Origin of the sequence: Psychrobacillus sp. OK032 (genome assembly GCF_900111345.1) — a bacterium.
In the GTDB taxonomy this organism is placed as follows: domain Bacteria; phylum Bacillota; class Bacilli; order Bacillales_A; family Planococcaceae; genus Psychrobacillus.
In genome coordinates, this window is sequence record NZ_FOGY01000010.1 from 44,047 (window position 1) to 58,971 (window position 14,925).

Annotated in this window: 19 protein-coding genes and 2 other annotated features; all 19 genes read right to left on the reverse strand. The window is 38.8% G+C overall.

Annotated elements, in window-relative coordinates; all coding sequences use genetic code 11:
• Positions 1-154: 154 nt before the first annotated feature.
• Positions 155-757 carry a class I SAM-dependent methyltransferase gene (locus tag BMZ04_RS17855; RefSeq protein WP_093274852.1) on the reverse strand — a complete coding sequence of 201 codons (603 nt, stop codon included), beginning with the start codon at positions 755-757 and terminating at the stop codon, positions 155-157.
• Between the two features lie 77 nt (positions 758-834).
• Positions 835-1,197, reverse strand: a complete 363-nt coding sequence (gene rplL / locus BMZ04_RS17860) for a 50S ribosomal protein L7/L12 (protein WP_093274856.1) — start codon at positions 1,195-1,197, stop codon at positions 835-837.
• A gap of 70 nt (positions 1,198-1,267) precedes the next feature.
• The gene (gene rplJ, locus BMZ04_RS17865; RefSeq protein ID WP_093274859.1) at positions 1,268-1,768 is read right to left on the reverse strand and encodes a 50S ribosomal protein L10; all 501 of its coding nucleotides are present in this window, start codon (positions 1,766-1,768) and stop codon (positions 1,268-1,270) included.
• Positions 1,769-1,801: 33 nt separating this feature from the next.
• Positions 1,802-1,945, reverse strand: a sequence feature (ribosomal protein L10 leader region).
• Positions 1,946-1,987: 42 nt separating this feature from the next.
• Positions 1,988-2,680, reverse strand: coding sequence for a 50S ribosomal protein L1 (rplA, locus tag BMZ04_RS17870; RefSeq protein ID WP_093274864.1), 693 nt, complete (start codon positions 2,678-2,680; stop codon positions 1,988-1,990).
• Between the two features lie 130 nt (positions 2,681-2,810).
• Positions 2,811-3,236, reverse strand: a complete 426-nt coding sequence (gene rplK, locus BMZ04_RS17875; RefSeq protein WP_143128322.1) for a 50S ribosomal protein L11 — start codon at positions 3,234-3,236, stop codon at positions 2,811-2,813.
• Positions 3,237-3,408: 172 nt separating this feature from the next.
• Positions 3,409-3,942 (reverse strand): transcription termination/antitermination protein NusG, encoded by a 534-nt coding sequence (nusG, locus tag BMZ04_RS17880; RefSeq protein WP_093274873.1) that lies wholly within the window; start codon positions 3,940-3,942, stop codon positions 3,409-3,411.
• 102 nt (positions 3,943-4,044) lie between these two features.
• Positions 4,045-4,230, reverse strand: a complete 186-nt coding sequence (gene secE / locus BMZ04_RS17885; RefSeq protein WP_093274877.1) for a preprotein translocase subunit SecE — start codon at positions 4,228-4,230, stop codon at positions 4,045-4,047.
• Positions 4,231-4,273: 43 nt separating this feature from the next.
• Entirely contained in the window at positions 4,274-4,423 is a 150-nt protein-coding gene (gene rpmG / locus BMZ04_RS17890; RefSeq protein WP_093274882.1) for a 50S ribosomal protein L33, read from the reverse strand.
• A 77-nt stretch (positions 4,424-4,500) separates the two neighbouring features.
• A complete protein-coding gene (gene sigH / locus BMZ04_RS17895; RefSeq protein WP_093274886.1) occupies positions 4,501-5,145 on the reverse strand; it encodes an RNA polymerase sporulation sigma factor SigH in 645 nt (214 codons plus the stop codon).
• Positions 5,146-5,216: 71 nt separating this feature from the next.
• Positions 5,217-5,726: an NYN domain-containing protein gene (locus BMZ04_RS17900; RefSeq protein WP_093274891.1), complete on the reverse strand. Its 510-nt coding sequence runs from the start codon at positions 5,724-5,726 to the stop codon at positions 5,217-5,219.
• Positions 5,727-5,730: 4 nt separating this feature from the next.
• Entirely contained in the window at positions 5,731-6,492 is a 762-nt protein-coding gene (gene rlmB / locus BMZ04_RS17905) for a 23S rRNA (guanosine(2251)-2'-O)-methyltransferase RlmB (RefSeq protein ID WP_093274896.1), read from the reverse strand.
• On the reverse strand, positions 6,493-6,855 hold the full coding sequence (locus BMZ04_RS17910) for a Mini-ribonuclease 3 (protein WP_093275533.1): 363 nt from the start codon (positions 6,853-6,855) through the stop codon (positions 6,493-6,495).
• 61 nt (positions 6,856-6,916) lie between these two features.
• A complete protein-coding gene (gene cysS / locus BMZ04_RS17915; protein ID WP_093274901.1) occupies positions 6,917-8,317 on the reverse strand; it encodes a cysteine--tRNA ligase in 1,401 nt (466 codons plus the stop codon).
• Positions 8,314-8,970, reverse strand: coding sequence for a serine O-acetyltransferase (gene cysE, locus BMZ04_RS17920; protein WP_093274906.1), 657 nt, complete (start codon positions 8,968-8,970; stop codon positions 8,314-8,316). The genes cysS and cysE overlap by 4 nt, the downstream gene beginning before the upstream one ends.
• Before the next feature lie 55 nt (positions 8,971-9,025).
• Positions 9,026-9,245, reverse strand: a binding site (T-box leader).
• 59 nt (positions 9,246-9,304) lie between these two features.
• Positions 9,305-10,768, reverse strand: a complete 1,464-nt coding sequence (gene gltX / locus BMZ04_RS17925; protein ID WP_093274909.1) for a glutamate--tRNA ligase — start codon at positions 10,766-10,768, stop codon at positions 9,305-9,307.
• Positions 10,769-10,837: 69 nt separating this feature from the next.
• Positions 10,838-11,317 carry a 2-C-methyl-D-erythritol 2,4-cyclodiphosphate synthase gene (gene ispF / locus BMZ04_RS17930; protein ID WP_093274914.1) on the reverse strand — a complete coding sequence of 160 codons (480 nt, stop codon included), beginning with the start codon at positions 11,315-11,317 and terminating at the stop codon, positions 10,838-10,840.
• A gap of 1 nt (position 11,318) precedes the next feature.
• On the reverse strand, positions 11,319-12,011 hold the full coding sequence (gene ispD / locus BMZ04_RS17935) for a 2-C-methyl-D-erythritol 4-phosphate cytidylyltransferase (RefSeq protein WP_093274918.1): 693 nt from the start codon (positions 12,009-12,011) through the stop codon (positions 11,319-11,321).
• A 72-nt stretch (positions 12,012-12,083) separates the two neighbouring features.
• Positions 12,084-13,175 carry a PIN/TRAM domain-containing protein gene (locus tag BMZ04_RS17940; RefSeq protein ID WP_093274922.1) on the reverse strand — a complete coding sequence of 364 codons (1,092 nt, stop codon included), beginning with the start codon at positions 13,173-13,175 and terminating at the stop codon, positions 12,084-12,086.
• A gap of 250 nt (positions 13,176-13,425) precedes the next feature.
• Positions 13,426-14,796, reverse strand: coding sequence for a DNA repair protein RadA (radA, locus tag BMZ04_RS17945; protein WP_093274927.1), 1,371 nt, complete (start codon positions 14,794-14,796; stop codon positions 13,426-13,428).
• Positions 14,797-14,925: the final 129 nt, after the last annotated feature.

The window sequence follows — 14,925 nt, forward strand, 5'->3', positions numbered from 1 at the left end:
AAAAATAAAACGAGTTCTATAAGAGCTCATTTTTCGATTAACCAAACTTTTTCTCGGCCAGTATACCCATTTTTATAAGTTTTATTCAAAAGGGCACACGTCCTCAAAATAATATTTTTGCATTTTATTATAATATCATAGCGATTTTGTCAAGTCAATCTTTTGTAGCTTTTATAATCCAATAGCCTTTTGCTTTCTCCACAACTTCTACTTGACCAAAAATCTCTTCTAAATAACTAAAAGTAGATGGTGCCCCTTGTTTCTTTTGAATCACAATCCACAATTCTCCCTTTGAAACCAACTTCTCATAGGACTCTTTGTAAAAACGAAAAATAGTTTCTTTTCCAGCGCGAATCGGTGGATTAGTTATAATAGCCGCAAAGTTTGCAGTAGTAACTGCTGACAACCCATCACTTTCATAGATTCGTACATTTTGTATCCCGTTAGCAGCAGCATTTTTTTCTGCAAGTTGGATTGCACGTGTGTTTACATCTACTAAATGAACTGTTCTTTCTTCATTTGCTTTTGCAATAGAAAGACCTATCGGTCCATATCCGCACCCTACATCTAAAAAGTCTCCTTCATGATCAGGCACTTCAAAAGCATCGATTAATACACGGGAGCCAAAATCTACTTCGCTCTTACTAAATACACCAGCATCTGTTTCAAATCGAAAATTATGACCGAGCAATGTAAAATTCCAATGTCGTGGTTTACTTTCCGTTTGAGGTTTTCTAGAATAATAATGATCAGACACCGAATAACCCTCCATAATACATACGAAGAAAAGCCCGTCGATTACTGACGAGCTTTTTTCTTCGGAGTGTACAAAAATTACTTAACTTCTACGCCTGCGCCAACTTCTTCAAGTTGAGTTTTGAAAGCTTCTGCTTCATCTTTAGAAACGCCTTCTTTAATTGCTTTAGGAGCGTTGTCAACTAATTCTTTAGCTTCTTTTAATCCAAGACCAGTGATTTCACGAACCACTTTGATTACTTTGATTTTTTGATCTCCAGCAGATGCAAGGATTACGTCAAACTCAGTTTTTTCTTCTTCAGCAGCAGCTCCGCCACCTGCAGCAACCGCTACTGGAGCAGCAGCTGTTACACCGAATTCTTCTTCAATTGCTTTTACTAAGTCGTTTAATTCAAGAACTGTCATTGTTTTGATAGCTTCTAAGATTTGCTCGTTGTTCATTATAATTTCCTCCTATGATTGGATAATTTTTTAGGCTATTCGCCGTTTTTTTGTTAAGCCGCGTAATGAATTATGCGCCTTGTTCTTCTTTTTGTTCTGCAACAGCTTTTGTTGCAAGTGCGAAATTGCGCACTGGAGCTTGAAGTACTGAAAGAAGCATAGAAAGAAGTCCGTCGCGTGATGGAAGTTCTGCTAGTGCTTTCACATCTTCAGCAGATGCTACAGTTCCCTCGATGATACCAGCTTTGATCTCAAGCTGTTCGTTCTTTTTAGCAAAATCATTAATGATTTTTGCAGGTGCAATTACGTCTTCGTTAGAAAACGCAACTGCGTTTGGACCAACAAGATGTTCATTAATCCCGTCAACTCCAACTACTTCAGCAGCACGGCGTGTAAGTGAGTTTTTATAAACTTTGAATTCCACACCAGCTTCACGAAGTTGTTTACGTAATTCTGTTACTTGCGCAACATTTAAACCACGGTAATCAACTACTACTACAGAAGCAGCAGCTTTAAACTTTTCTGCAATGTCTTGAACATGCACTTTTTTTGTTTCAATTGCTTTGCTCATTTTTGGCACCTCCTATAAGAATTGGCCATTTATACCGACATAAGAAAAGCCTCTGATCTACGGATAGACACAGAGGCAGAAAGTCATCATCTAATAAGAATCTGAATTTGCTTGTCCTCGGTAGGATATTAAGTGACAAGTCACTCCTACTGTCTTCGGTACAAATGTATATTTCACAACAAAAGCCATCTTAACAGATAAACTCTACGTTGTCAATTATTATTTAATCGATTGAGCGTCAACTTTTATAGCTGGCCCCATAGTAGTTGTAACATTTACAGATTTCATGTAAATACCTTTTGACGCAGCTGGTTTAGCTTTTTGAATTACTTCAAATACTGTCATAAAGTTTTCTACTAATTTATCGTCTTCGAAAGAAACTTTACCGATAGGAGCGTGGATAATCCCAGCTTTATCAGCGCGGTATTCAACTTTACCCGCTTTAATTTCTTCGATTGCTTTTGTTACGTCAAATGTAACAGTACCAGTTTTCGGGTTTGGCATTAAACCTTTTGGTCCAAGAACACGACCGATTTTACCAACTTCACCCATCATGTCAGGAGTAGCTACGATTACATCGAAGTCAAACCATCCTTGTTGGATTTTAGTGATATATTCTGCGTCACCTACGTAGTCTGCACCAGCAGCTTCAGCTTCTTTAAGCTTCTCACCTTTAGCGAATACTAATACGCGTTGTGTTTTACCAGTACCGTTTGGAAGTACAACTGCCCCACGGATTTGTTGATCATTTTTACGAGTGTCAATTCCTAAACGGAAAGCAACTTCTACTGTCGCATCGAAATTAACTGTGCTCGTTTTTTTTGCAAGCTCGATCGCTTCTTTAGCTGAGTATAACGTGCTGTTATCAACTAATTTAGCTGCTTCTTGTAACTTTTTACCTTTGTTAGCCATTTAAAACGTCCTCCTTGATAGTGGTTTTAGCGGAATTAAACCTCCCACGTGTAAAGGTTGCAGTTATCCTAATGAACAACTACAACCTCCCAAAAAAACTAATGCGTCATATCAAAATGCACGCTAAGTATTAGTCTTCGATCGTAATACCCATGCTGCGTGCAGTACCTTCTACCATCAATATAGCTGCTTCAACAGATGCTGCATTTAAATCTGGCATTTTTTGTTCAGCGATTTCGCGAACTTTTTCACGTTTCACTGTCGCCACTTTTACGCGGTTCGGTTCACCTGATCCAGTTTGAATACCTGCTGCTACTTTAAGTAACACTGCTGCCGGCGGAGTTTTTGTAATGAAAGTAAATGAACGATCTTCAAATACAGAAATTTCAACCGGAATGATTAGACCTGCTTGATCTGCAGTACGTGCGTTGAACTCCTTACAGAATCCCATGATGTTAACACCTGCTTGACCCAATGCTGGACCAACCGGCGGCGCTGGATTTGCTTTACCAGCAGGAATTTGTAATTTAACAACTTTAATCACTTTTTTAGCCACGAGACACACCTCCTTAAGTCCGTGATGTGGTAATTGGGTTGCCCCTCCCACTCAAATATCTGTCTCTCAGCTCTGCGCTGATAACATTATAAAAATTAATACAGACCTATTTTCAGTCTGACCTTTGAAATGATACCATTTATTTGTTACTTCTGCAAGTATCTATACAAAATTAAATTTTAATCACTTGATCAAAATCTAATTCCATGTTTGTTTCTCGACCAAACATGTCTACTGAAACTGTTACTTTTGCTTTTTCTAAATCGATTGTTTCTACTTTCCCTTGGAAGTGAGCAAACGGTCCTTCTAGAACTTCTACCATTTCTCCTATTGAGAAATCAACTTCTACTTTACGATCATCAGTACCCATTTGTTTCAACATAGATTGCACTTCTTCCGGAGCTAAAGGAGTCGGTTTTGTCCCTCCCCCTGAAGAACCAAGGAACCCTGTTACTCCAGGTGTATTTCGAACAACATACCAAGCATCGTCAGTCATAATTAGTTCTACAAATACGTATCCCGGGAAAGTTTTTCTTAAAACGACACGTTTTTTTCCATCTTTAAAATCAGTTTCTTCCTGCTCAGGGATATACACACGGAAGATTTTATCTGACATTCCCATCGTTTCTACACGCTTTTCTAAATTTGCTTTTACTTTATTTTCATACCCAGAGTAAGTATGAACAACATACCAATTTTTTTCCATAATATTTAGGACCTAGTGTCCTTCCCTCCTTTTCTTTAGACAAATGAAAAAACCCGTTCGTTTTCTAAGACGGGCTATTTTCAAATATTTACATGCTACTCTTTATAATTCTAGATACCAACGGAAAAGTTCTGAAATCCCTAAGTCTACTATAGCAAAAAACACAGCCATTAATACAACCGTAGCAAGAACAACTATTGTATAGCGTGTTAGTTCTTTGCGTTTTGGCCAACTCACTTTTCTCATTTCAGACATTACATTTTTAAAAAATCCACCTACATTAGCCATTCTAGCTAAACCTCCACATGGAAAATCTATCTTACTTTCAAACTTATAGCGTTTGTTTATGAAGTGTATGTGCTTTACAATGCGTACAGTGTTTTTTTCGCTCTATACGTATTGAAGCACTCTCTTTCGACGCCGGAACTGTATAATTCCGATGACCACATTGCACACAGCTTAAGACAATTTTCTTTGTCAATTTATCACCTTTTTACGCGTATAATTCTTTTTCAAGATTATCATTTTACAGAAACAGTGTCAACCAAACATAAGTATTTATACATAATTACTGTCAATCTCCATGTAACGTTCTAGCTTTCTCTTGACGCGTTGCAAGGCATTATCAATTGACTTTACATGCCGGTTTAACTCTTCCGAAATTTCTTGGTAAGACTGTCCATCCAAATATAGAGCGAGCACTTGTTGCTCTAACTCACTTAATATCTCCGCCATCTTTCCTTCCATGTAATCATAATCTTCTCGATTAATAATTAACTCCTCTGGATCATCTACGACCGAGCCAGCAATCATATCCATTAGCGTTCGATCTGATTCTTCATCATAAATAGGCTTGTCCAATGAGACATAAGAATTAAGCGGAATATGTTTTTGACGAGTAGCGGTTTTAATCGCAGTAATAATTTGTCTAGTTATACATAACTCTGCAAACGCCCTAAAAGAAGCTAGCTTTTCTTCTTTAAAATCACGTATTGCTTTATATAAGCCAATCATTCCTTCTTGGAGAATATCTTCTTTATCGGCACCAATTAAAAAATAAGATCTCCCTTTCATTCGAACGAACGAACGATACTTCGTTATTAAAAAATCTAGCGCTTCGGTGTTTCCTTGATGAACTAGCTCTACAAGTTCCTCATCTAGTAAACTATCCAATTGTTGTAGATTCTGTTCTGCCTTTTCCAATGAAGTCACCTCAGCCAAATTACTAATAGTTACCACAAGTATACAGGATGAAATTTTATAGCGTCAATGAATCATTTCATTCCTCTTCGCCATTTTTCGAAAATTTCTGCAACTTCTTCTGTTAAGGGAATAGTAGAAGTCGGTTTATTTCCTTGTATATGCTTCATTTTTTTCGTAATTTTCGAAGAAATTGCCATCATTTCAATTTCAAATTCCCTTGCCGATTTTCTTAGTGCTCCTTGTCCAAATATCACTCTCTGTTCTGTCATGTCAGAAGTGGCTACGTAAATTTGTACCCTTCTGCCACTTAGTTCTAAAGTGAGTTTTTCTATACGCTCATCTGCTGTTTCATTTTTCCTCGTATAAATTATTTCCACGTCGTATTCTTTCTTTTTGTGTTCAATACCCGGCACTAGATGTGCATCAAAAACAACAATCACTCGAATACCAGTAAACGCCTTATATTCTGCCATTAGCTCGATCAATCGGTCTCTAGCGTCTAGTAATTTATCATTTTTTAATTTCCTTAGCTCGCTCCATGCGCCGATGATATTATAACCATCGACAAGTAGAATTTGCATGCTTTTATCCTTGAAGCGGATTTCGGACGCGTAACACTTCGTATAAAAGTATAGACGCAGCTACTGACGCATTCAAGCTAGTTACATGACCGACCATTGGCAAATGATAAAGAAAATCGCATTTTTCTTTCAACAAACGACTCATCCCTTTACCTTCGCTACCGATAATAAGTGCAAGAGGGATTGTGGCATCCATATTACGATAGTCTGTTGATTTTTGAGCATCTGTTCCAGCAATCCACACACCACGTTCTTTCAACTCATCTACCGTTTGAGATAGATTCCCTGCGCGGTATACCGGGATATGTTCAATTGCCCCTGTAGATGCTTTTGCAACGACTGCCGTAAGTCCAACAGCGCGTCTTTTCGGAATGATAATACCGTGGGCACCTACCGCATCAGCTGTTCGCATAATCGAACCAAGATTATGTGGATCCTCTATTTCATCTAATATGATAAAAAGTGGATCCTCTTGTTTACTTGTTGCTAATGCAAACAAATCGTCTAATTCCGCATATCGGTAAGCTGCAACAGAAGCGACAATCCCTTGGTGATTCGCATCAGTTAAACCGTCCAATTTCTTTTTCGGTACAAATTGAACAATGATTCCAGCCTCTTTTGCTAATTGCATGATTTCAGAAACCCCACTTTTTTGGATTCCTTCTGCAAGCCAGACCTTGTTCATATCTCTACCCGAGCGCAATGCTTCCACTACAGGATTTTTTCCTGCAATAATTTCTCCCGTTTGCTCTGTTTGCTCCGTCATTTACTTTTTCTCCCCTTTTTGTCCATCTATAAAATCAATGGAAAATTGTAGTACTTCTTGTAGACGCTCTTCTTGCTCACTTAAGTATAGGCTACCTACAACTGCTTCAAACGCCGAACTATAATGATATGTTTGGACATCTGTATTTTTGGGAATTGTACCAGACTTCGCATTACGACCTCTTCGAAGTACAGCTTCCTCTTCTTCTGTTAGAAACCCGGTATTTAGCATTTCTCGCACAATTGTTGCTTGTGCTTTAGCGGATACATAATTTGTCGCTTCTTTATGCAAAGTATTAGGCTTCACACGCCCAGAATAGATGAGATGCTTTCGAACTACTTGTTCGAATACAGCATCTCCCATATACGCTAAGGCTAAAGCATTAAGTTGTTTCACATCGGATAATTTAAAGTTTTCCACAAGTTTATCCTCGTTTCCATCGGATACCTTGCGCAGTATCTTCCAAAATTATATTCATCTCTTTTAATTGATCTCTTATTTCATCTGCTCGAGCGAAATTACGATCTTTTCTCGCTTCGTTACGTTCTTCAATTAATGCATCAATTTCTTCATCCAGCACTTCATTTTCTTGTTGCAGTGTTAAACCTAATACTGCAGTTAATTTATCAAAAACGACTATGAACTGTTTCAACACTTTTTCGGCTGTTTGTTTTTCTAACAAATACGTATTAGCAAGCTTAGATAATTCAAAGATTGCCGCAATACCATTCGCAGTATTAAAATCATCATCCATTGCTGTTTCAAATTGTGTTTGTACTTCTGCGATCTTATGCAACCAAATATCGTGATGATCCCCTAAATCAGCCGTGACATTCAACCGGTGCAACACGTTTGCATATGCCGTACGGATACGATCAAGACCAGCTTCTGCTTGCTCTACTAGTTCGACTGAATAGTTGATCGGATGGCGGTAATGTACACTTAGCATGAATAGACGCAATACTTGTGGGTCAATTTGCTGACGAATGTCATTCACTAATACAAAGTTGCCAAGCGATTTAGACATTTTTTCGTTATCAATATTAATATATCCATTATGCATCCAATATCGCGCAAATGTTTTACCTGTTCTAGCTTCCGATTGAGCAATTTCATTCTCATGGTGAGGGAAAGTTAAATCTTGCCCCCCCGCGTGAATGTCAATCGTATCTCCTAGTATTTCTCGCGCCATAACGGAACATTCGATATGCCAGCCAGGACGCCCCTGCCCCCAAGGACTTTCCCAGAAAATTTCGCCGGGTTTCGCCGCTTTCCATAGAGCAAAGTCTAATGCGTCTTCTTTCTTTTCTCCAGTTTCAATACGTGCCCCAACTTTTAAATCATCTACCGATTGATGGGATAGTTTACCATAACCATCAAACTTTCTTGTGCGGTAATACACATCGCCTTGTGATTCGTATGCATAGCCTTTTTCTTCTAATACTTGAATAAAATCTATAATTTCGTCCATATGATCTGTCACACGAGGATGTGAATCGGCTCTACTGCAACCAAGTGCTTCGACATCAGCAAAATACGCTTTAATAAAACGAGCAGTTAACTCTGAGACGTCTTCTCCTAGCTCATTTGCCGCTTTAATAATTTTGTCATCTACATCTGTAAAGTTCGATACAAACATCACATCGTATCCTCGGTATTGCAAATACTTTCTAACTGTATCGTACACAATAACAGGACGAGCATTTCCAATATGAATGTAATTGTAGACAGTTGGACCACAAACGTACATTTTTACTTTTCCTTCTTCCATCGGCACAAATGGTTCTTTTTCACGCTTTAATGTATTAAAAATTTGAATTGTCATAATAAATGTTTCTCCCTTTCATTTGCGAGTCGCCTAACTTCCTCTTGAAGTGCAGCAATTTCATCTTCCATCTTCTTGCATCGATCAGCGAATGGATCCGGTAAATCTTGATGATCTAAGTTTCGTTTCACTTTCACTCCATCTTGAATAACGACAACCCCAGGTATACCAACAACTGTAGAGTTCATCGGCACGTCTTTTAGTACAACCGACCCCGCACCTACTTTACTATTTTCCCCAATTGTTATGGATCCTAATACTTTTGCTCCTGTTGCAATAAGTACATTATCCGCAAGTGTAGGATGTCTCTTCCCTTTTTCTTTTCCCGTTCCACCTAATGTAACCCCTTGATAAATTGTGCAATCATTCCCAATTTCACAAGTCTCTCCAATGACAACACCTGAGCCGTGGTCTATGAAAAAGCGTCTACCGATTGTTGCTCCAGGATGAATCTCGATACCAGTGAAAAAGCGACTTATTTGAGAGATTGCTCGTGCAAGGAAAAAAAAGTGCTTTTTATATAAAGCATGCGCTATTCGATGACTCCAAATCGCGTGTAATCCTGCGTATGTTAAAATTACTTCCAGTTTGCTTGTCGCTGCGGGATCTTGTTCAAAAACAACAGCTATATCTTCTTTCATACGTTTCAACATCTCGTTTCCTCCCTCTTTTTTGGCAAATAAAAAACGTCCCTGCCTATAATATATAGACAGAGACGCAAATAAGCGCGGTTCCACTCTGATTGGAAAAACATCTATCTCTTTCCCACTCGACATCTTTAACGCAGATGATACGTCCAGCCTACTATATGTTCGGCATGGCGCTCTGAGGTGCATTTCGGTAACTCACTCGTTCAGACCATTTTCAGCCGGTGATGGTCCTCTCTAAAGAACATGCGTTACTTACTTCTCCTCTTCTTCGCTTTCTATTTTTTCCGTTCTCGCATTTGTATCCTCATTTTCACACCTTAGAAGCGGAAAGTCAATCTTATTGTTTTGCGTATTTAGCAACTCGTTCGATTACTTTTTCTTTTCCGATTAAGCTGATGGCATCTGCTAATTCAGGGCCATGTGTTTGACCAGTCGTTACTACACGAATCGGCATAAATAAATTTTTACCTTTATGTCCTGTTTCTTTTTGTACTGCTTTGATCCCGGCTTTAATCTCTGTTGCACTAAAAGTTTCTAAGTTCTCTAATTGCACTTTAAATGCAGCCATTACTTCTGGTACTTGCTCTCCCGCTAACACTTCTGTTGCTTCTTCATTATATGCAAGTTCATCGTTAAAGAATAATGATGATATTTCTACGATTTCTGCTCCATAACTCATTTGGTCATGGTAAAGTGCGATTAAGTTATTTGCCCACACACGTTGTTCTTCTGACAATTCAACCGGAAGAAGCTCCGCTATTTGTAAGTGTGGTAGTGCAAGTTCAATTACTTTTTCTAATGGCAACCGCTTGATGTATTGATTGTTCATCCATGTTAGTTTTTGTTTATCAAACATAGATGGAGATTTAGATAGGCGGTTTACATCAAATATTTTAATAAGCTCTTCTTTGGAGAAGATTTCTTCTTCCCCTTCTGGAGACCAGCCTAATAATGCAAAGAAGTTAAACATTGCTTCTGGCAAGTAACCAAGATCTTTATATTGTGTAACGAATTGAATAATCGATTCGTCACGTTTTGAAAGTTTTTTACGGTTTTCATTAATGATTAATGTCATATGACCGTACTTTGGATATTCCCATCCAAATGCATCGAATACCATCAATTGTTTTGGTGTATTAGATAGATGCTCTTCCCCGCGGAACACATGGGAAATTTTCATAAAATGATCGTCTAATACGACAGCGTAGTTATACGTTGGGATACCATTGGCTTTAACAAGAACCCAATCACCAACGTCTTTTGACTCAAAAGTCACCGATCCACGCACTAAATCCTCAAATGTATAGGTCACATTTTCGGGAACAAGCATACGAATGGTGTGTGGAAGTCCAGCTGCTTCTTTTGCTTGTACTTCTTCTGCTGATAAATGACGGCATTTACCATTGTACATAGGAGCTGCAATACCTTTTTCTTTTTGGATTTCACGTTCTGCTTCTAATTCCTCTGAAGAACAGAAACATTTATAGGCATGTCCTTTTTCTAACATTTCTTTTGCATGCGAAGTATAGATATCTAGACGCTCCATTTGGCGATATGGTGCATAAGGCCCTCCAATATCAACAGACTCATCGTAATCGATACCTAACCACTTTAAATTTTCAAGCTGCGATAATTCGCCGCCTTCAATATTACGTTCAATATCTGTATCTTCAATACGAACGATAAACTTCCCGTTATGATGACGTGCATATAAATAGTTGAATAATGCTGTACGTGCCCCTCCAATATGCAAATGTCCAGTTGGACTTGGTGCGTAGCGTACGCGAACTTCTTGTGTCATTGTGTATCCTCCTAGTTTTCGTTCATATAAACTTTTTACATTTTACCACTGCTTACCTGTTTTTGAAAGTTAGTCTTTCTTTACTAGTAATATAGTTGCCATCGAAGCAATTCCTTCTTCACGACCTGTAAAACCTAATTTTTCTGTTGTTGTTGCTTTTACATTTACTTGACTAACATCCGCCTGTAGAAGTTCTGCAACACGTGCACGAATCATTTCAATATGAGGTGCCATTTTTGGTTTTTGTGCAATAATGGTGCAATCAATATTCCCTAATTTATATCCTCTTGCATCTACTATTTTCCATATGTGTTCCAGTAGTTTTGCGGAATCAGCATCTTTAAAATCAGGATCTGTGTCTGGGAAATGTCTTCCGATATCCCCTTCTCCAATTGCTCCAAGTGCTGCGTCCGTGACTGTGTGAAGTAGTACGTCTGCATCAGAATGCCCGATAAGCCCTCTCTCGTAAGGAATCGTTACCCCCCCTATTATTAACGGACGATTATCCGCAAACTCATGTACATCAAATCCTTGGCCAATTCGCATCATTCTATTGTTCCTCCTGCTCTCGTTTAGTTAAAATCACTTCTCCAAAAAGTAGATCCTCTTGTGTTGTCATTTTCACATTATCATATGTACTTTCCACAATATGAACCTGCTCTCCTAGTCGTTCCACCAGCATTGCTTCATCTGTTCCTAAAAACCCTTCTTCATCCGCTAATCTTTCGGCTTTTTCTAGCACATCGTATTTGAACGCTTGCGGTGTTTGAATAATCCATAGACTTTCTCGATCGACTGTTTCTTGGATTATACCATTTTCTACTTTTTTCATCGTGTCCTTTGCACGAACCGCAGCTACTGCTGCTCCAAATTCTTCTGCAGATTGTACTAACCGGTGGGTAACCTCTTGTCTAATGAAGGGTCTCGCTGCATCGTGCACAAGTAAAATACCCTTCGAAGGAGAAGCCTTCAAGCAAGCATATACACTATGTTGACGTTCCCCTCCCCCTTCGGTAATGGCAGCAACTTTTGTAATACGATGTTTTGCTAGCAACTCCTCTATAAAAGCTTGTTCTTCTTTTTTCACTGCTAATACAATTTGATAACACTTCGGATCTTGTTCAAAAGCGCGTAAAGTATGTATTAAAATTGGAATCTTTCTTAGTTCTAAAAAAAGTTTATTTTGACCTGCTCCCATTCGTTTTCCACTTCCAGCGGCAGGTAATAATACCGTGTACACCATTAGCATTCTCTCCTACACTACATAGAAAAAAGGGTGTTTTCCTACTAAGAAATAGGAAACAACCCCTCTCCATTATTTAGACTCTTGTGGTTTCGCGAAAATCATGCGACCTGCGGAAGTTTGCAATACACTTGTTACTTCCACATTTATCGCCTGACCGATGTATGCTTTTCCACCTTCTACAACAATCATCGTACCATCATCTAAGTAAGCAACACCTTGATTATGTTCTTTTCCATCTTTAATAACCACAACATGCATTATTTCTCCTGGAATAACGACAGGTTTTACTGCGTTTGCTAGATCATTAATATTCAGAACTCGAACTTGATGAAGATCACATACTTTGTTTAAGTTAAAATCATTTGTTACGACTATACCATTCATCTTCTTCGCTAGACGAACAAGTTTTAAATCTACTTCTTGTACATCCTCAAAGTCTTCTTCCACTATTAAAACAGCGGAAGCACGCTCATTTTGTAATTTTTTCAACACATCTAAGCCACGACGACCTCTCGTTCTCTTAAGCGTGTCAGAAGAATCGGCAATATGTTGCAGTTCCGTTAGAACAAACTGTGGGACAACCAATACTCCTTCCATAAATCCTGTTTCTGAAATATCCGTAATACGACCATCGATTATAACACTCGTATCCAACAGCTTATACGTACCCAAACCTAAACCTTGCGCTGCTTCATCATCTACTACTTTCTTTTTACCCGTTTGTTGCTTGCTAGAAGTAAAAACTTGAAGCAATTCATCACGTTTCTTAAACCCTACCTGGAACCCTAAGTATCCAAGTACAATTGATAATAGTACCGGTACAACAGAGTCAATGCCCGGAATGGCAATATTATTAATAGCCGATCCAAGTAAAAATGCGACGATTAATCCAATAACTAATCCTAGTGTACCAAAAAGTAAATCTCCAATCGGTGCTCTTAACAGTCGCTCTTCCATCCACTTTATAAAGTTTATTAAGTAATCTGTTAAAAACAAGGCTACAACGTAAAGTAAAACTGCTCCAATTAGAACAGATACGTAAGGATTGTGGATCCAAGGGTTATTAGATAAATTAATGAATTCGTATAAATGCGGTAATAATATTAAACCCAATGTACCACCAATTAAAACAAATGCGATTTGTATAATCCATTTCAACAAAATGCCACCTCCATTAATTATTAATTATACTTCTTGTGGTCTTCATACGTCTATTAAGACCACAAGAAGTATGTCTTTTATGCTTTTCCTTAGGCTTAGTTAAACTTTACTGTTGATTTCCGTTACAGGCGGACGCTTCCTGCGAGGTCTCGACTTTCCCGTTTTTCCCACTGGAGTCGCCGCCATCCCTACATTCAGATCAAGTTCGCTTCGAGAGTTAAAATCTACAGTAATACAACAAAGCATTTCGTTAAGAAAAAGCTTCTTTCATTGCTTCATTTACAGATTCTATACCTATAACTTGAATTCCTTTTGGATAATCCCATCCACCAATATTAGATGCCGGAACTATCGCTCGTTTGAACCCTAACTTTGCCGCTTCCTGCACGCGTTGTTCTATTCTAGAGACTCTTCGTACTTCTCCTGTTAGCCCAACTTCTCCTATAAAACAATCGGTAGGAGTTACACCTGTATCGCGAAAACTGGATACGATACTTACTAGGACGGCTAAATCGATCGCAGGTTCATCTAGCTTCACTCCACCCGCAACTTTTATATATGCATCTTGTGTCTGAAGTAATAATCCCATACGTTTTTCTAACACTGCCATGAGTAACGACACGCGATTTTGATCGATTCCCGTTGCCATTCGTTTAGGATAATTAAAACTGGATTGCGTAACAAGCGCTTGTATTTCTACTAAAATTGGTCTTGTCCCTTCCATCGAAGCAACAATTGCCGATCCTGCTGCACCATGAGAACGTTCTTGTAAAAATAACTCAGAAGGATTTAACACTTCTTTTAATCCTTGCTGCACCATTTCGAAAATGGCAATTTCATTTGTGGAACCGAATCGATTTTTTTGAGATCTTAAAATTCTATACGTATGATGGCGTTCTCCTTCAAAGTATAAGACGGTATCTACCATATGTTCTAGTATACGGGGACCTGCAATTTGCCCTTCTTTCGTTACATGCCCCACTAAAAAGACAGCAACGTTTTTCGTCTTAGCAATACGCATTAGTTCAGCTGTACATTCCCGTACTTGAGATACACTCCCCGGAGCACTTGTTACTTCCGGATGATGCACTGTTTGAATAGAATCTACGATAACAAATTTCGGTTCAACACTATCGATTGTTTCATTTATCAATTCTAAATTCGTTTCCGAATAGATATACAGTTCCGCTGAGGTAACCCCTAAACGTTCTGCACGAAGCTTTGTTTGGCGGATAGATTCTTCACCAGAAATATATAAAACACGCTCTCCTTTATTCGCAAGTAATGCTGAAACCTGTAAAAGAAGCGTCGACTTTCCAATACCCGGATCTCCACCTATTAACACAAGAGAACCCGGTACTATTCCTCCACCTAGCACGCGATTTAATTCACCAAAGTCTGTTGCTACTCGCGGTTCCTCTACGGTTTCCACTGCAATTATGGGAGTTGCTTTTTGCGTTACGCCTGTCGAATGTTGAAAAGTGCGCTTTGGACCTTTCGATACGATTTCTACTTCTTCCACCATCGTGTTCCAGTCACCGCACCCTGGACATCTCCCCATCCATTTAGCAGACTCATATCCGCAAGAGTTACACATAAATTTCGTTTTTTTCTTCGCCATGGTACCTCCTATGTAAAAAGCTCAAGCGCCTATGTCTCCCCCGGTCAGTCATGCTCATTTTTTCGATGAGCTATGCGCTGGAGCTAGATTAATGCTGGGTAAAAAAAGGGCACTCCGTCCATTAGGTTC